Source organism: Caldalkalibacillus mannanilyticus JCM 10596 (genome assembly GCF_000615945.1).
Taxonomy (GTDB): Bacteria; Bacillota; Bacilli; order Caldalkalibacillales; family JCM-10596; genus Bacillus_AT; species Bacillus_AT mannanilyticus.
Map to the genome: position 1 here is coordinate 73,498 of NZ_BAMO01000011.1, position 22,899 is coordinate 96,396.

Here is a 22,899-nt window from a genome sequence, read left to right on the forward strand (position 1 = left end):
GTGGAAACCTTATTTACAGTCGTGATCCCTAATTATAATCGTGAAAAAATGATAGGCAAAGCCATTCAGAGTGTAAGAAAGCAATCTTACCGCAACTGGAAATTACTAATTATCGATGATGCCTCAAATGACCGTTCACTTGATGTTATTACTCCTCACCTCAAAGATCGTAGAATCGAGCTTATTCAACTCCCTAACAATCTGGGAATATCGCATGTGATGAATCGTGCGCTCAAAGAAATCACAACTCCCTATTTTATTCAACTTGATTCAGATGACTGGCTTGCGCCTCATGCCTTAAAGGAGTTTGCCAAGGCTATCAGAAAAACAGATCAACGAACAGCCTTATTCTATGGAAACATTAAAAAGGTTCGAAAGATCAAAGGACAATGGAAGGTATTTGCTTATACAAAACATCGTCCTTTTGAAAATAAATATGATTTCCTTGTGTATCTGACAGAAATGCTTCACCCCAGATGTTATCGCACTGAAGCTGTGCAAGATGTTGGGGGATGGGATACGAGCGATCCTTATCAGGGACGTATTATGGAAGACCGTCGAATGTGTCTAAAGCTCATTGAAAAATACCCCATCCATTGGATTAACAAATACTTATACTTTCGCCGAAAACACCAGAATCAATTAACAAAAAGAGATTCTATTAAAAAGCGAAATTTTCTCCGAAAAATGGTCATTCAACACTACTTATGGAAATGGGGAAATGTATATAAACCTATTTTCAGCTATAATAAGGCTGGTTTTCTTATTATAAAAGAGCTTAAGAGAATCTAGACTCCTGCAAGGGACTAAAGCTGGCTTTCATGAAGCATAGGAGGAGATCGCTCCATGTCTGAAGTCAGCTTTTTGATATGAATGTTAAGATGATTTAAGCAGGAAAGCTTCCTCATACATCTTTTCTAATCTTTTGGCAACATGCTGAAAGCCAAAGTTTTCGTCTAAACGTTCCCGTCCCCTTTTGGCAAATTGGGTTGCTTTTGAAGAGTTGGACAGCATATAATGAATCGCTTTGGCAAATGCTCTCGGGTTTTTATAATCTTTGACAACATAGCCGTTTTTCTTATGCTCTATAATCTCTGCATTCCCGCCACGATCGGTAGTGATAATTGGCAATCCAGCCCCATCGCTTCATAATGAACTCTAGCAAGAGGCTCTTGCCAAACTGAACTGCAAACAAATAGATCTCCCACAAGATATTGTTTGTTTATCTTCCAAGCAGGAATATATTTGGTGAAAATAACCTTTTTTCCTAATGGTTTCGCTAATTTCAAAAGATATCTGACATAGCTATTTAGAGAATTATCACTAAAGCTTTTTCCTCCCACGATCATCAACACCGCATTCGGATGTTTTTTCAGGACTTGCCTCATAGCTTTAATCAAAAGATGAGGACCTTTTTTATCACTTAGCCTCCCAACGAACAAAATCACTTTCCGACTTTTCACACCATATTTTTTCCGCAAGCGCGCCCTTGTGTTCTTTGCTGCTGTTGACCAAATAGGATGATAAGCTTGTAAGTCACAGCCAGAATAAACCGTCTGAAGCTTTTTTTTCGCTTTTGGAAACCTAGAACAAATGGTTCTTCCAATATAGTCGCTTATAGTCATGATCTTCTCCACAGTTGTGATGACCTTTTTCCCCTCTTCTGCTGAGTCTTCGATGGATGAAACATTTCATTATGAAGACTGAGAACGAACCTGCTATTAGGCGCAGCTTTTTTTAGCTTCATGACATATTTAGGACGATTGAAGACATGGATCACATCAAAAGTCTTGGAGGCGATTTTTTTGGCAACCCTTGCTATATAATTACTCCTTGGCAGACGAAAATACTGGATTCCGTTTGTTTTTTCTTGCTTGGGTAATGTTGGGTCACTAACTGAAAAAATAGTAATATCATGCTTTTTTTTCAAAATAGGAGAGACTCCATCAATAAGTATTTGAATAGCCCCGCCTTTCACAGCTGGAACTGGGTGTTTTTCTGTGCATACAAAACACAGCCTCATGCATATCCTCCTTTTTACTTTGATACATAACAAGACGATGATTCCTCTTAACAGTTTATTACCTATAGGCAACTGTGGAACTAGGCAATTAACTATTTTCCCTCCTTCCCCTTCATGCCTAAATATCAAGGGACAATCATCTCCTTTTGTGAGGGAGGAATACGATATAGGATAAGAAAAGGAGCTAATGTCCATGAGAATACCAATGGCTGTCTTTCGTTATAAATACCTCCCCATTAGCGAAACGTTTATCTATGAGCAGCTCATACAGCTTAAAAAATATAAGCCGTATGTATTCACTAGAGAAATAACAGACCATGCTGATCTCTTTCCTTTTAAAAGAGTGGTACGGCTTCGAAAAAAAAGCCAGATTTATCCCTTCATCAAAACAAAGAAGTGCAAATTGATTCACGCCCGATTTGGTAGCGGAGGAATTCAGATGCTTCCAGTCAAAAAAAGAGCGAAACTCCCCCTCCTTACTTCCTTTCATGGATCAGATCTTAGTAAACAAGTAAGAAACCAACGTTATCGAAAACAACTCACACATTTATTCAGAGCTGGAGAAGCTTTCACCGTTGTATCAGAACACATGAAAAAACGTTTGATTTCACTGGGCTGTCCTGCTCAGAAGGTCACCATCTTAAAATCAGGGATTCATTTAGAGAAACTCCCCTTCCTCCCTCGGCAGCAGCTTACTGAGCAAATCCAATCGAACGGTTCTTTCCGTATCCTAACCGTAGGGAGACTGGTTGAGAAAAAAGGGACTGACCTATTACTAAGAGCCTTTGCCCAGATTTTGAAATGTTACCCTACAACGCGGCTCATCATTGTTGGGGATGGACCAAGAAAAAAAGAACTCCAATTAGTAGCTAAGCAATTAGGAGTTCAGAGCCAAGTTAAGTGGAAAGGAGCCCTTTCTCATTCAGAGGTGATCAACGAATTAAAGTGTTCACACCTGTTTGTTTTACCTTCTCGCACAGGAAAGGATGGAGATCAAGAGGGCATTCCCAATTCAATTATGGAAGCCATGGCTATAGGGAGAGTCGTGATCTCAACTCGACATGCAGGAATTCCAGAACTGATTATTCATAAACAGACTGGGTTTCTCGCTCCAGAAGGTGACCATTATGCATTAGCTAACATGATTCAATATGTGCTGGAATCCCCTCTGCCACTCGAAGAAATCCTTTATAATGCAAGGAAAAAGATAGAACGTGAGCACGACATATTGAAACAAGCAAACAAATTGGAGCAAATCTATGATCACGTCTTAAAAAAGGAGCGAAAAAAATGAAGATCCTCGTGATTGGTACAGGTTATGTAGGGACCACTACAGGATTGGTTTTTGCCGAATGGGGACATCATGTAACTGGAATCGATATCGATCCTCAAAAAATAGAACAACTAAATAATGGACGTCTTCATTTCTATGAAAAGGGGTTAGAAGAGCTACTAAAAAAACATCTATCAACTGGACACATTACTTTTTCAGGAAACCTAGAACAAGCTGTCAAAGAAAACGATTTGATCTTTATTTGTGTCGGTACTCCCTCTCTCCCTGATGGCAGAGCAACTTGCAATTCTTAGAGCAAGTTTCCAAAGAAATAGGTAAATGTCTACATGAGTTTAAGGTGATCGTGGTTAAAAGCACCGTTCCAGTAGGTACATCGGATAAAGTCAAGCAGTGGATCAAGGAAAGCTGTAGTCAAGCTGATGACTTTGCAGTCGTTTCAAACCCAGAGTTCCTCCGTGAAGGGTCTGCGCTATATGATGCTCTTCAGCCAGATCGAATCGTCATTGGCAGCGATTGTAGACAAGCGATTACAATCTTGAATAAGCTTTACGAACAAGCCTGCTGTCCTATTCTTATTACCTCTTCTTCCTCAGCAGAACTTATCAAATATGCTTCTAATTCCTTCCTAGCTTTAAAAATTTCGTTTGTGAATGAGCTAGCAAAATTATGTGACCATTTAGAGATCGATATTCAGGGAGTAGCAGAAGGAATGGGCTTAGACCATCGCATAGGAGAGCATTTTTTACAGGCGGGAATTGGCTATGGAGGATCGTGTTTTCCAAAGGACGTGGATGCATTACTTCATACGTCTAAGAAGCATGGAGTTGACCTCACTATTTTGGAAAAAGTCGTAGAAGTAAATAAAACACAACCTCTCTACATGATTGAAAAAATCAGAAACATGCTAGGGTCATTAAAAGAAAAGAAAGTGGGGATACTCGGCTTAGCTTTTAAGCCTCACACAGATGATCTTAGAGAATCCCCTTCCTTGAAAATTCTACAGGTTCTTGATGAAGAGAAAGCGATTGTTCAGGTACATGACCCTGTCGCCACATTACCTTCCTCCACTTTCTCTTCTCATATCACCCAATGTGAAACCCCTTATCTAGCAGCAACAGATGCAGATGCTATATTGATATGCACGGATTGGCCTGAATATCGCCAGCTCGATTGGAAAAAAATCAATAAGCTACTTAAGCATCCCTATCTTTTTGATGGTAGAAATATGCTTGACGCACATATGCTAAGTCAACTTGGCTTTCTCTATGAAGGAGTGGGCAAGAAAAGTGGGGTACACTCCTCTACTCTTTTATGAAAAAGGAGGGTTCAATAGGCACACCTGCTGGTAGAACCGCTGTGACTCGCTCAAGTAAGCGAGGGTTTTCTTTTAGGTCCTGTGATACAATCGTAACGGTACCATGATCCGTACTTGTCCTAATTAACCTTCCAATCCCTTGTCTTAATCGTAAAAGCATATAAGGGACATCTACTTCCCAATAAGGATCATGAGCTTCTTTTCTTTTGGCATTATAGACAGGGTCTTTCGGTGGGTAAGGAAGATCCCAAATGATCACATGGGTCAGGGAGGGACCTGGTATATCTAGTCCTTCCCACAATCTTGAAGAGCATAGTACACTCTCTTCATGCTGCTGAAATAATTGGACAAGTTCACTTCTTTCCATATCTCCTTCATAATAAAAAGGAAACGGTGCATCAAAAAGAGTATTTTGTTCTTTAAATGCTTGAAGCTCTTCTGGAGAAGGGAATAGAATCAAACCTCTCCCCCCTTCTTGAATAAGAAACTTTCTTACCATTTCAAACTTATGAAACCATCCATCTGACTCTGTGAAGCTCGGAATAAAGACCTTCATATTCTGTTCATAGTCAAAGGGTGACTCTACTGTAAACGATTGATATTGGCTAATTCCTAAAGAACGAGCCATTAACTCAAACGATTTATTCTCTGACAAAGTAGCCGAAGAAAAGAGAATCGGTATTTTCTTAGAGAAGACATGTTGGTGCAAGATTTCCTCCACTTTTCTTGGCATAAGAACGAGTGTAACCTGATCCTGATGCTCCTCCAGCCAAAAAATAGCGTTACTTTGATTGGCTAGTAAGGAAAGAGAGTACGAGCAAGAGTCGATATACTCTTCGATCACTTTTTGTTCATATTCTTCCATAGAATACAATTCACTTTCAATCACTAATTCATTCCCGATTTGCTCTAGATATTGAAAAAGCTGTTTTGTTGAATGAATAAGTTCAGCGTTCATCATGACTTCTCTTCGTTCAGAACCTTTTACTGCCTGGGAGTGTTTTCTGAGCAAGCTGTAAAACAGCATATTCTCTTGAATCGTATCCTCAATCAAATAAGCAAATTCTTCTCGAATGTTAAATTTAAGCATTCTTTCTAACAGTTTTTCTACTGTCTCCTCTTTCATGCGGTAGGTCAGCGCTTTTTGAGCAGCAATCTCTAGCAGATGTCCCTCATCAAAGACAATAACAGAAGCTTCTGGCAATAAGGGAAGCTGCCCTTCTCTCATTCTGGCATCATATGTCCAGACATGCTCCATAAAAAAATCATGAGAACAAATGATGAAATCCTGTGCTTTTTTATAGTAATCTCGTGTCAAAGTAAGTCCACATCGTTGACGCTCAGGACAGGAAAAACAGTCCCGAAAAGTATCCCAGTTTATTTTTTGCCATTCTTCATCAGTTAAGTTTGGGTATTCTTTGCGATCTCCGTAATGATGAAAGCTCTGCATCGTTTCTTGTTTTGTGACAAATGAAGGGAGCTGATGGTAGATTTCATGTAGGGCATCTGCACCCTCTTCATTTGCTCTTGCATCATTCAATTTTTCAAGACAGAGATAATGCTCATGAGATTTTGCTAGTCTAGCATCCATGTTTATATGTAACGCTTTTGATAATTTATCAATATCTCCACCTGGTTTTACTAATTGTTCAATCAGAATATCATCGGCACAGGCAATAATAGCTGCTCGCCCTGTATATCGGGCATAGCAGAGAGTATATAGTAAATAAGCAATTGTTTTCCCTGTCCCAACCCCTGCTTCAGCAAAAAGGACACTTTTTTCTTTATATGCTTTTTCTAATTGAAAAGCCATATAGATTTGTTCATCCCTCAATTCAAAGCCTGCCTCAGGAAGGATATCGTAAAATACATCACCAACCCAATCACTGATTTGTTCGTAAATTGTTTTGGTCTTATCTATTTGAAATGGTAATTTTCGGTTCAATGATCCGATCCCCCGTATCCGTATTTTTCTTTATTTTAACTAGTGTTTCCAAATCCTTCTATACTTAACCCGTATCTCACGCCCCTGTTAGTCAGAATCCACTGCCAAGGACCACTTTACTACATTTATTGTTTCTCTCTGCAAGTTCTGCTTAGGAAAAATAAAGGTCCACGGAGTCGTGCTATATGCCTCCACCCTCAATTTATCTGAACAGAAATTCTCTTGTACCAAGTAACCTTCTGCATCCTCAAAGCGAATAGGACATTGCTTCAACTCAAAATGTTCATTTGTCGCATTTTGAATCAAAACAGTAGCTAGCAAATCCCCTCTATGATTATAAGCAACGCGAAAAGGGATAAACTGAATCGTACTTAAGCTAGGTTCAGATAAGGAATGAAATAGACTTTCTATTTCATTCAAGTCTTTTTGAGCAAGGGTTCTTTTCCAGGTGTTTTCATATCTAAGCTTTTGTTTAGGAATCTCTTTCATGTTTTGCCTCCAGTAGCTACTTGTTCGATTGAATGGTATAATATGAAACGAAAAAATGACAATAGGGAGTATGTATGGCAATGAGTATAAAACAAGAACAATACCAAGTATTACTTTATTATAAGTATATACCTATTGAAAACCCAGAACAATTTGCGAAGGAACATTTGAAACGATGTCAAGAATTAGAACTAAAAGGTCGCATCCTGGTTGCTACTGAAGGGATCAATGGAACTGTATCTGGCACTATTGATCAAACGAATGAATATATGAAGATCATGCATGAGAATCCTCTTTTTCATGATATGGTTTTTAAAATCGATCGAACAGAAGGTCACGCCTTTAAAAAGATGCATGTACGCCCACGAAAGGAATTGGTTACGTTTAATTTAGAGGATGATGTTGACCCTAACCAAGTGACCGGTGCATACCTTTCCCCAAAAGAATTCTATGAAACCTTGCAGAATGAGGATGTCATCATTCTTGATGGTAGAAATCACTATGAATATGAGATCGGACATTTTCGTGGAGCGATTCGACCTGGTGTCAAATCAACAAGAGAATTCCCTGAGTGGATCAGAGAGAATCTAAGCCAATATAAAGACAAAAAAATTCTTACTTATTGTACCGGTGGAATTCGTTGTGAAAAACTATCTGGCTTCTTAAAAAAAGAAGGGTTTTCTGATGTTTCACAATTACATGGGGGAATCGTTACCTATGGGCAAGATCCCGAAGTAAAAGGACAGCTTTTTGATGGAAAATGCTATGTTTTTGATGACCGTATTGCTGTCCCTATCAATCAGGTTGAGGATATCATCGTGAGTCAATGCTCCCACTGTGGGCAGCCTGCCGATCGATACCTTAACTGTGCTGATGTAACCTGCGATCAAAGACATATTTGCTGTGAACAATGTGAACCCAAATATCAGCGCTTTTGTTCAAGCAAATGCTTGGAATCAAATCAGCACTACCACCAAGCTTAATAAACTAAAAAAACAATCCTATCAACAAACAAAGGAATGAAAAGGACTTATTCAAATGCCCTATACGCACGTGAATAAGTCCTTTTCTATTACACTTCGTCAACATGAGTTATTCATTTCTATCAGTACTCAATGCTTTTTGTGCCAACCATAGAATCGTTACATCATCCATAGGCGGATTATGTAGACCTGCTCTTACATCGCGATAATATCTTTCAAGAGGATATTCTTTCAAAATACTTCTCCCTCCAACAATGCGCATAGCTAGGTCAATCACTCGAACAGCAGAATTGGTTGCTGTATACTTTGCTGCTGCAAATTCGGGCTTAAGTCCCATTCGTTCATCTGGATATTCATCCCACACCTTTGCCATCTGATAAACAAGAGCTCTAGCGGGTATTAATTCGATCTCCATCTTCCCTACTTTATCGCGAACTTGAGGCAACTCTGCGATAGGCCCTCCAAGACTGTTCGGTTGATAGTCATTGGCAAATTGTACAGCAAAGTCTCTTGCTGCCTGCGCTACTCCTAAATAGCAGGCAGCTACATGTAACAGCCATCCACCACCATCTTTGTTCTTCTTCGAATGGTCTGCTAGACTTTTCCTTTCTACAATAGCTTCTAGAGGAACTTGTACCTGGTTCAATATGACATCATGACTTCCTGTTCCTCTCATAGACATGCTATTCCACGTATCCTCAATGGATAGCCCTTGTGCTTTCCGAGGAACTAGAAACGCACCTGTTTCTTCCGTCCCCTCAATACTTGCCGAAACAATAAAATAATCTAAAATCGGACTTAATGTACTCCAAGTTTTACGCCCGTTGATGATCCACGAATCTTCCACTAGCTTTGCTGTCGTCTGGGGTTTTCCACCTCGACTTGGGCTCCCCGTTTCAGGTTCAGTAGAGCAGCTGTTAATCATAGCCCCTCTCTCAATGACTTCACGACAGATTTTTTGATAGTTTTTCTCATCCCAGGCTTGAGTATGAAAGAGGTTGAGCAGGATACCCAAATGCCAGCCAAGCCCAAGAGCCGTAGAAGCATCTCCTCGTCCTATTTGCTCCATGATCAGCAATAATGTAGTTAATGAGATCCCTTTCCCGCCATATTTCTTAGGAATTGTCAATTCTAAGAATCCCGCTTCCTTCAGGTCTGCATAATTCTCAAAGGGAAATGCTCCTTGTTCATCAAAGCTTTTGGCTCTTGCAGCAAAAATTTGAGAGAGAGAGTGGGCTTTTTCTAGATATTGTTTTTGTTCCTCTGTATAGACATACATATCTAATTCGTATGACTTCATCTCCACCCCTCCAAATTAGTACTGCTGTTTCTTAATGGCTACTTATTGTTGGATAAAGCCTCGATCTAATGCTTCGATTAATTGACGATACATGTATTGTTGAATGGTTAATTTTGAAAGCTCAACTTCAGTTTGCTTTGACAGAAATCTTTAATTGATCCAGCTTTTGCTTCGATACAAACCCTTTTTCAAAAAGTGTTTGATTTACTTCGTATTCCTCAAGTAAATCTTCAAGCTTTTCTTCCATCTCAGCATACTGATCGTATAGTTCGTTTGCTTTTTCAAACGTTTCAATAATTTTTAATTCGATGTCTAATTCTAATTGTTTGATGCTTTGTTCTTCGATTTTCAATTTATCTTCGGCTTGCTTTTTAGCTCGTTGCTTTAATTCGTGATCTCTATATAATTGGCTTTCTGCATTTGCTTGATCTCTTTTCGCCTTGGTTAACTTTTCTTGCGCAAGTTGGATTGCATTTGTCTTTTCAATTAATTCTTTAATGTTTGAAGGAATCTCATATTCCTTATTCTCTATTTTTTCAACAGGAACAAATGTATATTCCTTTTTCGGATCAAGATTTAAGTTCCATAATAGTTTTCTTACACTTCTTTTGTGATTTAACTCCATGTCTGCACTCTGTTGAGTTGCTTTTTGTAGCTCTTGCTCCGCTTTTCTCAGTTCTCTTTTCGAAACTGTTCCATGAGAGTGTTGTATTTTTTTAAGCTCATAATCCTTCTTTAAGAGTTCTACATTTTCTTTCTGCAACTCGGCAGAGGCTTTCAGCACATCAAGATTAATATAGCTTTCAATTAAATTTAAGCGGATTTTTTCTTTTGTATCTTCCATTTCAAAAGTACTTCTTCTTTCATTATATAGCATGTCTTGAGCAAGGTTTTCAATCTGTCTTCTCTGGCTCTGTACTTCGGCTTCAAAACTTGCTTCTATATTCTTGTTAATTTTTCTATTTGTTTCATTCTTTTTTTCACATTCTTCAAACGCTTTTTTTCCTTCTTCGTCTTTGTCATCTGCTGGAGGTTCACACTTGACGATTGGAAGTAAATTACCAGGTCCTGTACCTGTCAATTGATCTGCTGCCCTGATTTGATCTAACACTTGATATCTCATCTCTTCAACCTGATATTGAATTAACATTAAATTGAAGTTATCCTCTAAACCTAGCTTCAACACCCTTTCTAAATCAAGCGTAAGATTTTCCTCTTCTTTTTCCTTATTCTCTTCTTCTTTCTTGTCCTCTTGATTCGTTGTTGAAGCAACCACTTCTCCAGGAGTAGCTAACGTCACCAAAAATGTACCAAAGATCAGTGCGGTGATGGTATAAAGGATCACCCATTGATTGAATCGTTTGTTATTCATTATGTTCCTCCCTTTCTTAGGCCGTTGTCTCTACAACGGGTTCATTTTTCATTTTTTCAAGCTTTTCTTTTAATCTTCTTTCTCTTCTTCCTTCAAAGAACTCATAAAGCACTGGAACTAAAACAAGTGAAATAAAGGTAGAAAACAATAACCCAAATATTACAGACGTAGCAATAGGTGTTTGGAAATTAGAAGTAGCTGTTCCACCAATAAACATGGGCGTTAGTCCACTAGCTGTGGTAATCGTCGTTGTAAAGATAGGCCTAATCCTTGATCTTACTGCCTGTAACACCGCCTCACGCAATGTTTCATAGCGCTCACGATTTTTATTAATAAAGTCTATTAAGACAATCGCGTTGTTGACGACAATTCCTGCCAACATGACAAGCCCTATCATCGCCATGATATCGAATGTTCGAGCAGTAACTAAGAATCCAATCGTCACCCCAATCACTGTAAATATCAGTGAGATAAATATAATGAATGGCTGACGTATGCTGTTAAATTGAATAATAAGGATCAGCATAACTGAAACAATGGAAACAACAAGGGCTTTGATCAAGTCTTGGAAACCTTCTGCCTGTTGTAGTTCTGAACCAAGAAAAGACAACCCTATATCCTGAATAGGATATTGATTCATATATTTCTCTACGAGTTTGATGATCTCCTGTTTATTTGTTTCATCATAATGAATCTTAATCGTTGACTGGAATAGACCATCACTTCTCATTCTAGTTCCCTCAATGATGTTTGTTTTAACCTCTGCTACACTTGCAATCGTCGTTAGTTTATTTTCATCAAGCGGGAGCTGGAACAATGCCTCTGAGGATTTAAGATAGTACTCTGGAAAAGTAATGTTGGCTTTCTCACTTACTCCGTTCAGGCTGATGTCCACATCCTTAACACCATGTAAAATCATAGAGATGTACTGTTCCACAGAAGTTTTAGTTAACGATTGTTTCTGTAGCTGTTCATCTGAGAACCGAATCACCCATCCTGTTTGCTTTTCAGAGATACTCGAATCCACACTTGTCACTCCAGGATATATGCTTAACTCTTCTACAATGGAAGGTAAGTTTGCCACAATGGCTTCCATGCTACTGGACTTTACAGCAATCATGGTTTGTCCTGAGGTATCGGATTGACCCGTACTGATACGTACTGCTGTAGCAGGCACTTCTTGGTCAAAAAGCTTGATGATGTCTTGATTTACTTCTTCTTCTTTTCGAGTCATCTCATTCTCATCAAGGTAATGGACATAAATCATCCCATTATGAGTAACGGGTTCATTGATCTCATAAAAGACTTCTTTAACTCCCTCTACTTGCTGTATTTTCTTAGAAATGACGGTGATTAACTCTTTGCTAATATCTGGATCTGTTTTTTCATCAATATCATAGCTTATATATAAAGCCCTCTCTTGAATGGGTGACATAAACCCCTTCGGTACCACTACAACTAATAGAGCAATGGAAGTAATTAGAGCCAAAATAAATACAAACAACGTTCTCCATTTTCGATTTAAACAATAGGTGACAAATCTAATGAATCTCTCATTCAATGTACTTGCAAAATGAGGTGCTTGTTCCTTAACCTTTATAAACCGAAGTGAAAAAATGGGAATGATAATAAAGGCAACTAATAATGAGCTAAGCAATGCCATGGTTACTGTTAGTGCCATTTGATTCATAAACATTCCTATTTGACCTTCTAGAATCGCAATAGGGACAAAGACAGAAATGGTTGTCAAAACAGAAGAAAGCACCGGACTAAATACTTCTTTTGTTCCCTCAATCACAGCTTCTTTTCTTTCCATTCCTTTTTGAATCTTGCTGAAAATATTGTCAAGCACAACAATACAAGCATCAACAATCATTCCTGTTCCAATTCCAAGTCCAATTAAACTAATCAAATTGATACTGTAGTTAAACCAGTCCATTGCAATCATGGTACTCATAATACAAATCGGGATACTTAATCCAATGACAAGCATCGTACGAATACTACGATAAACAATGAGAAGAATGATAACCGCTAGCACCGCACCAATGAGGATGTTTGTAATCAGTTCTTGAACTGCCTGACCAATAAATAAGGAACTATCCCAAATATATCTATAATCCCAGCTTGTTGTCTTATTTTCATGGAGCTGCTCTAATTTATCACGTACTAACTTAGCCACTTTCACTTCACTAGTTCCTTTTGGCACCTTAATGGTTAATAAATAGTAGGGTTGACCATTGACATAACGATATATGGAACTAGCTTCTGTTTTCACTTGAATGTCTACTTGATCAGCCAGGCGGCTTCCATCTGATAACTTCAATTGATGAAATTGATTGACCGAAACAATATCTGGCTCTGAACGGACCGGAACTTGATCCCCATGATAGGAAAGTGTCCCCAAAATAGTAGAGGAGAACATCCGCCGGACCTCTTCAACCAGTTGAGCTGTTTTTTGAACTCCCTTAATCGCTTCTGGTTTTATCTCGAAAGAATAATGAGTATCATACTTTTTTAACTGATCATACACTTCTTTCACATTAGGGATCTGTTTCAAAGCAGGGATCACAACATTCTCAAGCTCATTACGAACAGCTATGTCTTCTATATTCTCCGGAATGATAGTAATGACCATCATTTCCATATCTTCTGCCGTAAATTGATGTACACTCTTCCCATCTAATTTAAAGGGTAGTTCATTTAATTTTTTCTCAACTTCTCGTTTTACGTCCTCTTGCTGTTGTTGAGTCGCTGTACCCTTATAAACAATACTCATACTTACGTTTTTAGTGTTGGTTGACGCATCTACTTTGTGAACATAAGGAGAATTTAAAACAATGGTTTCTATAGGAATAACGACTTCCTTTTCTAACTTCTCAGGTTCAACATCATGATCCACCCATGCCTCGATCCTAAGAACAGGATCCACTAAATCAGGAATAAGCCGAATCGGCAGAGTGAAGGAGGAGAAGATCCCTGCTCCCAAAATAATAATACAAATAATGAAAACAACGAGTTTACGCTCAATTAATGTCTGTAACATTATAGAGGATCTCCTATTCAATTACTTTGACTTTATCTTGATCATTTAGGAGACTTTGTCCTACTATGGCAATTGTTTCGCCTTCCTGTAGACCCTCAACTATTTCCACTTTCATATTGAAAAACTCACCAATTGTCACGGCACGACGATGAGCAATTTCATCTTTAATCACATACACGTATTTCTGTCCGCTATCCTCAATCATCGCATTGCTTGGTATGGTTAACGCCTGTCGCGCTCCCTGATCGTCTAATGTTAAGTACGTTGACATCCCCGGTAGTAAGGCCAGCTCTTGATTATCTACTTCTACTCTCAGTTCGAATCCATTTTTCTCTTGATTCTTTGAGGTAGATAGAAAGATAATCTTTCCTTTTTTCGTAGCATTGAGTACTGGAAAAAAGACTTCAATCTCTTCTTTTCCTTGTACTTTTCGAAATTCATGTTCTGAAATAAAGGTGCTGGCATGTAAAACTTCATGCTGTTCAACATAAGCCAGGACTTGCTGCGGATTGACTGAATCACCGACATTGACATCTAGTTTGACGACAACTCCTGAAATTGGAGAAGTAATAAATCTCTTATCTAGCTGAGTTTTTGCCAACTCTCTAGTCACCTGCGTTTCTTTTGCTGAACTTTCCAACAGGTCGTAATTATGTCTCGCCCTCGCTTGCTCCAACTGCTGTTTTGCTCGGGTTAGTTGAATTTCTACATTCTCTAGTTGACCATCAAAACCCTCTAAATCTTTTTTCGCTTGCTCGATCTGTTGTTTTGCTTGATTCAAGTCCAGTAACATATTGCTCACCTGTGTAGCGGATCGATTGTAATCCTCCTGAGAGATAGCCCCATGATCGAGGAGTATTTTCTGTTCCTCATGACTACGAACTAATGCTTCATATTGCATCGTAAGCTTGGTTACATTCTGCTTAGCTTGTTCCACTGCTTGTTCATATTTCAGCTTTGAATTTTTCGTATCCGATAATGCGATTTCTCTTTCTCTCACCGTACTCTCAGCTTGTTGTACAGTTACTTTCTGATCGTCTTTGGCTTTTTGTACCTGTAGGATCGCTTTATCAGCTGAAACTTCATCTCTCTTATAATTTAATGCCATCTCTTTATTTTCTAGCTCAAGAAGGAGTTGGTTTCTGTTTACCTTAGCTCCAACCTCTACCTTTTTTTGAGCTACATTTCCCGAAATTTCTGCGGAAATCGTTGCCTTACTAGATGGGAGCAACTCTGCACTAATCATATTAGCCACACCCAATTTCTCCATTCCTACAGATTGTACTTTCACTTTTTTCTCAAGGACTTCCTCATTTTGAACTTCTACACTAGCATCTTGAGTACATCCAATAAGTGAGAGCGTTGAGATCATAATAACTATGATAAATGCCCATTTTCTCACAAGTCTTCCTCCTCATTCCCAAAGCAATATGTAATTGATCTTCTTAAATAGTAATATAAAGATATTAAGAAATTATCAAGATTTTAAGAAAAAGAAAAAAAACCCACCTTTTGAAGAAAAGTGGGGGATGAAAGAAACTCTCGTTCCCTCTTGTCGTCCTCTTAAAAATAGTTCGACATAAAAGCAGGTAACTGTTTTTCTCTGAATGAACCATAAAATTCCTTGCCTTTTATCGTGGTGAACATGACATAATACATTTCTTGACCACTATATCCTCCATATAATTGTAACGCTTGTGCAATATCCTCTTGGTCTTCTAATCTAATAATCTGGCTTTCGATTTCATACCTCTGATCTAACGAATACACCTTCCCAAATATTTCTTCAGGATGTATCCATTGGTTAGATTGATTTGTAACTCTAGCTACTTCAATATAGGCAACCTCCTCTGGGGTGATTTGAATAGTAGACAAATACCCTTTCTGTTCTAACCACTGTTCAACCCCTCGATAATGACGCCCAATTCTAAAGAAAGATCGTTCATCATTAGATAACAAAAGACTTACATTCGCCAATTCTTTTCTGCTATCTGCCATCTCATCATATCTTAATGCATAGATATCTTCTTTCAGTAACTGCTGAAATTCTTCTATTTCAAGTGGATCCGAAAGAACCACACTCTTTTGTAGAACATATTCGGCAGACTCTATACTCATCCGATCGCTGGTATATCTAACTGATCCAAAGCATAGTAATCATCTTTATAGATTTTGGATTCATAAATAGGGCGAAGCTGCTCCTCTATTGCCTCAGTTGAAACCGTATATTGACGAACCAATACGCCACCGCTCTTTAATTTATAAGCAATAAAAGCATGGGTATAGGACTCTTCCGATTCAGTTCCTCCTTCAGACGCCTTTGGCTGATCAGTCGTTATTTTTTCATGTAATTCTCTAATGCTCTCCACAAAAGCTGGGTCATTTTCAAATGCCTTCTGATCATTTCTTAGCTTCTCGTTTAATCCATAGGGTGAACCATAATAGGCTCCTTCGATTTGTTCAAGTTCAGGAACTCTTGTTTCATAACCTAAGATATCACTGTTGAGCCCTATCACCAACACTATAATGACAATGGTATAGATAAGAAAACCTTTTACTAGTCTAAGTTCAAACACTCTCCAAGTTTTCTGAAGGACCATCTCTGCAACGAAATAACCTCCAATTGCACCTACAGCATAGCCAAAATACAGCCAGCCATGTACTTCCTGCTGAAATGTTACAAAATAAGCTCCTCCTACCAACATCATACAAAAGGTAACACCATAACGAAAGATCGGTTTCAAAAGTTTAAATGATATCGTATCCGTTGCTGTTTCAATGTGACGAGCCTTATATAATAGATAACCAGCGACTAAAAATACAATGGCTAAAATACAGTATAAGATGACTTCACTCGTATCAAAAGACTGCTCTTGAATCATCGCAATACGCACAAGAGGAGACCAATAAGATAATCCGTTAGCTTCCAAATACGTTGAAGAAAAGCCAAAAAGTAATAGGCTTAAATGATATCCAATCAAAGCCATTAATCCAGTAGGTAAAAATAATAGAATAACCGTTAGAGCTCCCTGTGCTACAAATTGCCCTGTAATCATGGAAACACCTACAGTGAAGATGTAAATAACCGCACTCATCAGGCTGATGACTCCAATAGTCGCAAACAATTCTGAGCTTGATAAACGACTACTCATCGGAACAAGTTGATACACAATCCACGTGACAATAGCCGTAAGCCATGTAGGTACACATAGCATAATTAAACCACTAATCACATGAGTAAAATATAATTCTCTTCTTAGAACCGGTAAACTATGTATTGCGTCAGCCGATTCCTTCACATGAAGATAACGAAAAATAAACATTCCCGTAGCAATTGAAGCACCTATAACAAAGATAACTAATAAACCAAACTCTACATAGATTAATTCAGATAAATATGGCGAATCATACAAATGATGCTTTGGATTTGTGGCTATCATCAATAGATTCATGGGTATAATGAAGATTAAAGCAACAAAGTATGCTAAACTTATCCAGCCATGCTGCTTAAAGTCTTGCTTCAACAGTCCCATATTAAAGAAGGACGTTCTCAATTTCATAACCTACACCTCCCATCTCATAAACAAATATCTCTTCAAGCGTTAAAGGAAGAAGGTCAAATATAAGAGGATTTACTGATTTAGCCACTCTTTTAATGCTCTCCACATTCCCCTTCACAATATACACATACACACTCCCGCGTTTCTCAGTATGCAAAATCTTCAAATCCTGTGTAAATAATTTCTCATTTTCTTTATCAGAAAAAGCAATTTGAATTTTGTGTGTATCTGCTTTTAAATCATCTAAATCTTTTTCCACTATTAATTTCCCTTTGTGCATAATACCTACATGATCACAAATATCCTCAATTTCTCTCAAGTTGTGAGAAGAGATCATGATGGTCATTTCACGTTCAGCCACTTCCTGAAAGAGTAAGTTTTTTATTTTTTGCCTCATCACTGGATCTAATCCATCCAATGGTTCATCTAGAATCAACACCTCTGGCATACATGATAAAGCTAACCAAAAGGATACTTGACGTTGCATTCCCTTAGATAATCGTTGAATTTTTTGTGTAGGTTTCATTTCAAAAACTTGTTGAAGCTTCTCAAATCTCTCTTGATTCCAGTTAGCATAAAAATGGCTATAAAAATCTGCCATACTTTTTATCGTGGATTGCGGTAAAAAGTAAAGGGCATCCGGAATAAAAACGACGACTTGCTTAAGAGGTAAATTCTCATAGATAGCTTCATTTTTTATTTTAATTGTACCTGAATCTTGTTTATATATACCGACTAACATTTTTAAGAGTGTTGTTTTTCCTGCTCCATTAGATCCTAGCAATCCATAAATGGATCCTTTTTTTACAGTTAGGTTCATTTCAGAAACGGCTTCATAACTATCAAATGATTTGGAGATTTTATCAACATTAATCAATGTTTCTTCCTCCTTCAATGCTCTGAATCACCTCATTATATAACTCCTCTAACTCTTCTCTTTTCAACCCCAAATAAATAGCCTCTGCTAGAAGCTTCATTAGATCTGCCTTTATCTCTTTTAACTTCTCTTGATTTGGCATAATATCCATTGGCACTACAAAACTTCCTTTCCCCTGAACAGAATAAAGATATCCTAGATATTCAAGCTCTCGATATGCTTTCTGAATCGTATTTGGATTAATCGTCAATTCTTTCGATAGAACTCGTACAGATGGCAGCTTCTCATCAGGCTTCAGCACTTGATTGATGATTAGTTCTTTGATCTTATCTACTAGCTGTTCATAAATTGGCTTCCGACTGCGCACGTCTAAATCAAACATTTTCGCCCCCCTCAACAATCTGAATCTATTCAAATGACCTAAAACACAAGTGAAGTTCTATAGGTTCAAAATCTATAATTCCGTATTATATGTACTAACAGTTGTAAGTGTACTATTACTATTAATACAGTTAGATGTTATCAGAATCGATTTACTTTGTAAATAGATTTTTTTCAGTTTTTCCTACAGGAAAACGTATAAAATGAGAAAATTCTTGTTGGCGTGCTTTTATATAAGAAAATGAAACAATAAAAGACGATAGAGCACGGTTCGTTACTCTATCGTCTTACTGCTAAAAAGATATGTTTATTTGCCTTCTCTAAATACTTGTAACCATTCACCAAGATCTTCACTTTCGATGACAAATTGTGAGTCGGAATCTATGTGAATAGGCTGAATCTCAAAAAGGATTCCTTGTACTGTTGTGAGGTTAAGATAAGTACCATCTTTATATTTTAATTCAATTATGATTTCAGGTGTAGGTCCAAATCCTCTTCTATTACTTTGGTCAAAACTAGCATTTTTTAAAAAGCGCAAAAACTCTTCTGCTTTATCTTTCTCCAAAATAAGATCTGGCTTTCCGACTATTCCCCTAATTGTAATTTGGTCGATTATTGAAAGATTCAATTCTTCTTTTAAAGTCTGCCAATTTCTTTTATCTTTATTATCATCACCATATACCCATTGAAAAGCAAGTATAATTAGAACAACGGCGAGAGCAACAAAAAAAAAATGTTTTTTTACTCATTTTTCATCCTTCCTATCAGTTATAGTTAATACAAAGATATGTCTGGCTTTTAGTGTCGATTATTTCTCTCCTAAAGAGGAAAGCGTCGTACCGACGATTAAACAAGAGAAAGTTAAAGGGAGGTTTGGACAGATGAAAAACAAGATCATAAGTTTCACATTATTCATGTTTCTCATCCTATTACTAATGGGCGCATGTTCCACTATAGGTTCTAATGAAAATATACTCGATCTTGGGCAAACTCCTGGAATAGATTGTATACCTGGCGAAAAAGGAGATAGCAGGATGTTTGGAGATACCTTTCTAAGACATTTAGGTGATAAAGAGATAAGAATTACTGAAGTATCTCTGATTAAGCCTGATAATTTGGCATTAGCTGAAGCTTTTATGCTTAAGCTCGAGCCCAATGAAGCACTGGTTGGTTTTGGAGACTGGCCTCCTAATAATGAAGATTCTTTCCCCTTACCAAAAGAATGGGAAAATCGTATCCAAGCAAAGGGAGCAAAAATACAACCAGGGGAAGAGTGGAATTTAGTCTTCGTTCTTACCTCGAATGCATCTGTTACAAGCTCATCAAAAGGGATCAAGATCGTTTACAAAGATTCTGATGGGAAAAAGTATGTCCAAGAAACATTGATTCAATATGCCATTACTTCTCGGACATGTAGTGAAGTACTAGAAGAAAATTCTATGAACTAGCCAAGATCATCGAGCTATAAGGAGCCAGTTTGATGATAAATTCCTTTTGTTGATTCTCCCTTTTCTGCTCAATTTCTCGTAGCCCATATAAGATGTCCCACCCAGTATTTTGGGGTAAAATAAACTCTCTGGAAAAAGAGTTTGCATTATGTCCTATATATAAAATTTTGGCTGAATCCCCATTCGCATGGTTTCTTATGGTATACGCTAAACATCCTTGTGGAGCCTGCTCAAAAAATAAGTGGGCTCTTATTTGTTCTGCTGTTCTCATTCGAAAGGCTGGGTGTTTTTTACGAATAGCGATCAACTTCTGAACAGATTGTACAATATCAAAATGCTGAGCACAGCGGCTCCAATCCAATTGATTGACTGAAGTAGGTGAACGATAGCTGTTTCGTTCGCCTCCCTTCGTGCGTAAAAATTCTTGACCAGCATGCAGAAAACAAATTCCCTGTGAGGTAAGAACAATGGCTGTAGCAAGTAAGTGCATTCTTTTTAGAACATCCTCATCTTCATGAGCGTTGATTATCTTCAGTTGATCCCAAAGAGTGTGGTCATCATGCGCCTCTACATAAGTTACTGTTTGTGTTGGTTCATCAGCAAAAGACTGCAGTGTTTCATGATACGCAATGGCTCCTGCAATCCCCTTTTTCACTTCAAACTCTTTCCAATGATTTCCGCTAACAAATCCCTTGTCATGATGGTTATGAGAAACACCCTTCAGCGCATCTCTGATTCGATCATTGAAATGAGCTATATGTTTCATTTGAGCAGCATTATGCTGATTGGCTCTCTCCTCGCTTGGCAGGTTCGTATGAAGATCCCAGCCTTCCCCAATCACAATAATGGATGGATCAATCTCATCTAACGTTTGGCGAACCTGATTCATTGTTTCGATATCATGTAAACCCATCAGATCAAAACGAAAACCATCAACATGATACTCTTGAACAAAATATTTGATCGTATCAACGATATACTTTCTGACCATCCACCGCTCAGATGCGATATCATTTCCACAGCCAGAACCATTGCACAATTCCCCATCTTCCCAATACCTGAAATAGTATCCGGGAACAAGCTTTTCAAATGTCTGAAGCGGATTGTACACATGGTTAAAAACAACATCCATAATCACTCGTATACCATGCTCGTGAAGTGTTTGGATCATCTGCTTCATTTCTTTTATTCTAATGACTGGATCAAATGGATCCGTGGAATAAGAGCCTTCAGGGACTTGATAATTCTTAGGATCGTACCCCCAATTATATTGCTCTTGATCTGGTTTAGTTTCATCAACACTTTCCGTAGCAAAGTCAAAAATGGGGAGAAGCTGGACATGTGTAACCCCAAGCTGTTTTAAATAATCTAGACCTGTTGAGATTCCTTGAGGTCCTTTTCTACCCTCTTCGATCAATCCTAAAAATTTTCCTTTATGCTGGATTCCACTTTCTGGGTGCATAGATACATCCCGAATGTGCAATTCATAAATAATGGCATCTACAGGCGAATCAAAAGGAGGCTTATCTGTCGTCCATCTTTCTGGGGTCGTGAGTTTCATATCAATGATAGCGGCTCGGTCACCATTAACAGAAACCGCTTTAGCATAAGGATCAATGGCTTCATTCCACTGTTCTCCTATCAACACTTTGTAGGTATACAGCATGCCATGTAAATCTTTTTCTACTTGTAAAATCCAAGTCCCTTTCTCCGCACGCATCATTGTCATTTCTTCCAGAGGTGGTCCATCCCATGTCTGATACAATACCACTCGTGCTTCATTCGCTGTAGGAGCCCACAATCTAAAAGATGTCCTTTTGTTCGAATAATGGCTTCCTAGATCAGCACCGTCGTAATAGTATTCAAGATCGAACTCTGTAGAATGCACCTGCATTCCTTGGACAACCTCCGAACCACCAAATGAAATCTTCTCGTCGATATCCTTTTGATGCTCCATCTTTTTACCACCTTATATTTAGTAAAATACCTGCCAAGTCTCTCTTGGCAGGCTAATGATTCTATATCTTATTCATTCTCTGGTGAAAAGGTACGATTTGCAAATTCTGCATCTAACATCAACAGGGCATTGCTATCCCCTTTGATTCTTTTTAATTTTTGTATAATAGAATCAAATGTAGCTTCTTCTTCAACTTGTTCATCAATGAACCACTTTAAAAAGTTGATTGTCGCATGCTCGCGTTCATTCAAAGCAATATCCGATAAATGATAAATCCGTTTTGTTACTGTTTTTTCATGAGCATATGCATCTTCAAATGCTTCTAGGATTGAAGAATAATCATTCTTAGGGGCACCATATCCTGAGATCGTAACCCTCTTACCTAGCGTATTAATGAAATGAAATATTTTCATGGCATGGAATTTCTCTTCTTCGGCTTGAACAATAAAAAAATTAGCAAATCCATCTAAATTTTCTTCCGCACAGTAAGCAGCCATAGCTAAATACAAATTCGAAGAATAAAACTCTAAATTAATTTGGTCATTCAGTTCTTTCAATAGATTATCACTTAACATGTTCTAATCACTCCCATTTTCTTTTTATATTATTTCCTTTTATTAATTCTTTTACCCAATTGGAACGAATAATCTGTATTGAGATTCATTCTTAATTAGATTAAAGATTATCTTATAATTATTATAAATTAGAAAAGAAGCCAAGTCAAAAATAAAGTATACTTCCATCGGATAGAATTTTTACTCCACCTGATGGTTGTCTCCCTTATTAGGTTCTTACCGATGGTTAGAACACGAAAAAACAGTACCGCTTGAAAATTTCTCCTTTAAGATAGGAAAAACTTCTTACGATACTGTTTACTATGTCCTTTTATAAGCGAATGTTACATAAACT

Annotated in this window: 18 protein-coding genes and 2 pseudogenes; 5 read left to right on the forward strand and 15 right to left on the reverse strand. The window is 37.9% G+C overall.

Annotated elements, in window-relative coordinates; all coding sequences use genetic code 11:
• On the forward strand, positions 1-792 hold the full coding sequence (locus tag JCM10596_RS08405) for a glycosyltransferase family 2 protein (RefSeq protein WP_025026738.1): 792 nt from the start codon (positions 1-3) through the stop codon (positions 790-792).
• 167 nt (positions 793-959) lie between these two features.
• On the opposite strand, the pseudogene JCM10596_RS24615 reads toward JCM10596_RS08405, so the two are convergent.
• Together JCM10596_RS24615 and JCM10596_RS30140 are read right to left on the reverse strand one after the other, a co-directional pair.
• Positions 960-1,625 (reverse strand): annotated as a pseudogene (locus JCM10596_RS24615) (glycosyltransferase family 4 protein); the annotation flags it as partial.
• Positions 1,622-2,023, reverse strand: coding sequence for a glycosyltransferase family protein (locus JCM10596_RS30140; protein ID WP_234410450.1), 402 nt, complete (start codon positions 2,021-2,023; stop codon positions 1,622-1,624). The gene JCM10596_RS30140 and the pseudogene JCM10596_RS24615, both read right to left, overlap by 4 nt.
• Positions 2,024-2,216: 193 nt before the next feature.
• Here JCM10596_RS30140 and JCM10596_RS08415 point away from each other — a divergent pair, with 193 nt between their 5' ends.
• Together JCM10596_RS08415 and JCM10596_RS24620 are read left to right on the forward strand one after the other, a co-directional pair.
• Positions 2,217-3,317 (forward strand): glycosyltransferase, encoded by a 1,101-nt coding sequence (locus JCM10596_RS08415; protein ID WP_025026739.1) that lies wholly within the window; start codon positions 2,217-2,219, stop codon positions 3,315-3,317.
• Positions 3,318-3,361: 44 nt separating this feature from the next.
• Positions 3,362-4,632, forward strand: a pseudogene (locus tag JCM10596_RS24620) (UDP-glucose dehydrogenase family protein).
• Here JCM10596_RS24620 and JCM10596_RS08425 read toward each other — a convergent pair.
• Positions 4,619-6,577 carry an ATP-dependent DNA helicase gene (locus tag JCM10596_RS08425; protein WP_234410451.1) on the reverse strand — a complete coding sequence of 653 codons (1,959 nt, stop codon included), beginning with the start codon at positions 6,575-6,577 and terminating at the stop codon, positions 4,619-4,621. The pseudogene JCM10596_RS24620 and the gene JCM10596_RS08425 overlap by 14 nt on opposite strands.
• Before the next feature lie 87 nt (positions 6,578-6,664).
• Positions 6,665-7,066, reverse strand: a complete 402-nt coding sequence (locus JCM10596_RS08430) for an SLAP domain-containing protein (RefSeq protein ID WP_025026741.1) — start codon at positions 7,064-7,066, stop codon at positions 6,665-6,667.
• Between the two features lie 80 nt (positions 7,067-7,146).
• Here JCM10596_RS08430 and trhO point away from each other — a divergent pair, with 80 nt between their 5' ends.
• The gene (trhO, locus tag JCM10596_RS08435) at positions 7,147-8,049 is read left to right on the forward strand and encodes an oxygen-dependent tRNA uridine(34) hydroxylase TrhO (RefSeq protein WP_025026742.1); all 903 of its coding nucleotides are present in this window, start codon (positions 7,147-7,149) and stop codon (positions 8,047-8,049) included.
• Positions 8,050-8,158: 109 nt separating this feature from the next.
• On the opposite strand, the gene JCM10596_RS08440 is transcribed toward trhO, so the two are convergent.
• From JCM10596_RS08440 to JCM10596_RS08480, 9 genes are all read right to left on the reverse strand, one after another.
• Positions 8,159-9,349, reverse strand: a complete 1,191-nt coding sequence (locus JCM10596_RS08440) for an acyl-CoA dehydrogenase family protein (RefSeq protein ID WP_025026743.1) — start codon at positions 9,347-9,349, stop codon at positions 8,159-8,161.
• A gap of 127 nt (positions 9,350-9,476) precedes the next feature.
• Entirely contained in the window at positions 9,477-10,721 is a 1,245-nt protein-coding gene (locus JCM10596_RS08445; protein ID WP_025026744.1) for a TolC family protein, read from the reverse strand.
• 16 nt (positions 10,722-10,737) lie between these two features.
• Complete coding sequence (locus tag JCM10596_RS08450) at positions 10,738-13,767, reverse strand: efflux RND transporter permease subunit (RefSeq protein WP_025026745.1); 3,030 nt, start codon at positions 13,765-13,767, stop codon at positions 10,738-10,740.
• A gap of 13 nt (positions 13,768-13,780) precedes the next feature.
• Positions 13,781-15,169 carry an efflux RND transporter periplasmic adaptor subunit gene (locus tag JCM10596_RS08455; RefSeq protein ID WP_025026746.1) on the reverse strand — a complete coding sequence of 463 codons (1,389 nt, stop codon included), beginning with the start codon at positions 15,167-15,169 and terminating at the stop codon, positions 13,781-13,783.
• 161 nt (positions 15,170-15,330) lie between these two features.
• Positions 15,331-15,885: a hypothetical protein gene (locus JCM10596_RS08460; RefSeq protein ID WP_025026747.1), complete on the reverse strand. Its 555-nt coding sequence runs from the start codon at positions 15,883-15,885 to the stop codon at positions 15,331-15,333.
• Positions 15,882-17,327 (reverse strand): DUF6449 domain-containing protein, encoded by a 1,446-nt coding sequence (locus JCM10596_RS08465; RefSeq protein ID WP_025026748.1) that lies wholly within the window; start codon positions 17,325-17,327, stop codon positions 15,882-15,884. Before JCM10596_RS08465 ends, JCM10596_RS08460 begins: the two co-directional genes overlap by 4 nt.
• Entirely contained in the window at positions 17,302-18,204 is a 903-nt protein-coding gene (locus tag JCM10596_RS08470; protein ID WP_025026749.1) for an ABC transporter ATP-binding protein, read from the reverse strand. The genes JCM10596_RS08465 and JCM10596_RS08470 overlap by 26 nt, the downstream gene beginning before the upstream one ends.
• Positions 18,197-18,586 carry a GntR family transcriptional regulator gene (locus tag JCM10596_RS08475; protein ID WP_025026750.1) on the reverse strand — a complete coding sequence of 130 codons (390 nt, stop codon included), beginning with the start codon at positions 18,584-18,586 and terminating at the stop codon, positions 18,197-18,199. The genes JCM10596_RS08470 and JCM10596_RS08475 overlap by 8 nt, the downstream gene beginning before the upstream one ends.
• Before the next feature lie 306 nt (positions 18,587-18,892).
• Positions 18,893-19,213: a hypothetical protein gene (locus tag JCM10596_RS08480; protein WP_148302542.1), complete on the reverse strand. Its 321-nt coding sequence runs from the start codon at positions 19,211-19,213 to the stop codon at positions 18,893-18,895.
• A 253-nt stretch (positions 19,214-19,466) separates the two neighbouring features.
• Between JCM10596_RS08480 and JCM10596_RS08485 the strand changes: the two genes are divergently transcribed.
• Positions 19,467-20,033, forward strand: a complete 567-nt coding sequence (locus tag JCM10596_RS08485) for a hypothetical protein (protein WP_148302543.1) — start codon at positions 19,467-19,469, stop codon at positions 20,031-20,033.
• Here the strand turns inward: JCM10596_RS08485 and pulA are convergent.
• Both pulA and JCM10596_RS08495 read right to left on the reverse strand, forming a co-directional pair.
• Positions 20,023-21,990, reverse strand: coding sequence for a type I pullulanase (gene pulA, locus JCM10596_RS08490; RefSeq protein WP_025026753.1), 1,968 nt, complete (start codon positions 21,988-21,990; stop codon positions 20,023-20,025). The genes JCM10596_RS08485 and pulA overlap by 11 nt on opposite strands.
• Positions 21,991-22,058: 68 nt before the next feature.
• Entirely contained in the window at positions 22,059-22,565 is a 507-nt protein-coding gene (locus JCM10596_RS08495; RefSeq protein WP_025026754.1) for a ferritin, read from the reverse strand.
• Positions 22,566-22,899 lie beyond the last annotated feature (334 nt).

What these genes read in the sequence shown, in the direction of transcription:
- JCM10596_RS08440 (WP_025026743.1), bottom strand. Translation starts at nt 9,349, where the DNA reads ATGAAGTCATACGAATTAGATATGTATGTCTATACAGAGGAACAAAAA.
- JCM10596_RS08430 (WP_025026741.1), bottom strand. Translation starts at nt 7,066, where the DNA reads ATGAAAGAGATTCCTAAACAAAAGCTTAGATATGAAAACACCTGGAAA.
- JCM10596_RS08450 (WP_025026745.1), bottom strand. Translation starts at nt 13,767, where the DNA reads ATGTTACAGACATTAATTGAGCGTAAACTCGTTGTTTTCATTATTTGT.
- JCM10596_RS08495 (WP_025026754.1), bottom strand. Translation starts at nt 22,565, where the DNA reads ATGTTAAGTGATAATCTATTGAAAGAACTGAATGACCAAATTAATTTA.
- JCM10596_RS08415 (WP_025026739.1), top strand. Translation starts at nt 2,217, where the DNA reads ATGAGAATACCAATGGCTGTCTTTCGTTATAAATACCTCCCCATTAGC.
- trhO (WP_025026742.1), top strand. Translation starts at nt 7,147, where the DNA reads ATGAGTATAAAACAAGAACAATACCAAGTATTACTTTATTATAAGTAT.
- JCM10596_RS08475 (WP_025026750.1), bottom strand. Translation starts at nt 18,586, where the DNA reads ATGTTTGATTTAGACGTGCGCAGTCGGAAGCCAATTTATGAACAGCTA.
- JCM10596_RS30140 (WP_234410450.1), bottom strand. Translation starts at nt 2,023, where the DNA reads ATGAGGCTGTGTTTTGTATGCACAGAAAAACACCCAGTTCCAGCTGTG.
- pulA (WP_025026753.1), bottom strand. Translation starts at nt 21,990, where the DNA reads ATGGAGCATCAAAAGGATATCGACGAGAAGATTTCATTTGGTGGTTCG.
- JCM10596_RS08465 (WP_025026748.1), bottom strand. Translation starts at nt 17,327, where the DNA reads ATGAAATTGAGAACGTCCTTCTTTAATATGGGACTGTTGAAGCAAGAC.
- JCM10596_RS08460 (WP_025026747.1), bottom strand. Translation starts at nt 15,885, where the DNA reads ATGAGTATAGAGTCTGCCGAATATGTTCTACAAAAGAGTGTGGTTCTT.
- JCM10596_RS08445 (WP_025026744.1), bottom strand. Translation starts at nt 10,721, where the DNA reads ATGAATAACAAACGATTCAATCAATGGGTGATCCTTTATACCATCACC.
- JCM10596_RS08485 (WP_148302543.1), top strand. Translation starts at nt 19,467, where the DNA reads ATGAAAAACAAGATCATAAGTTTCACATTATTCATGTTTCTCATCCTA.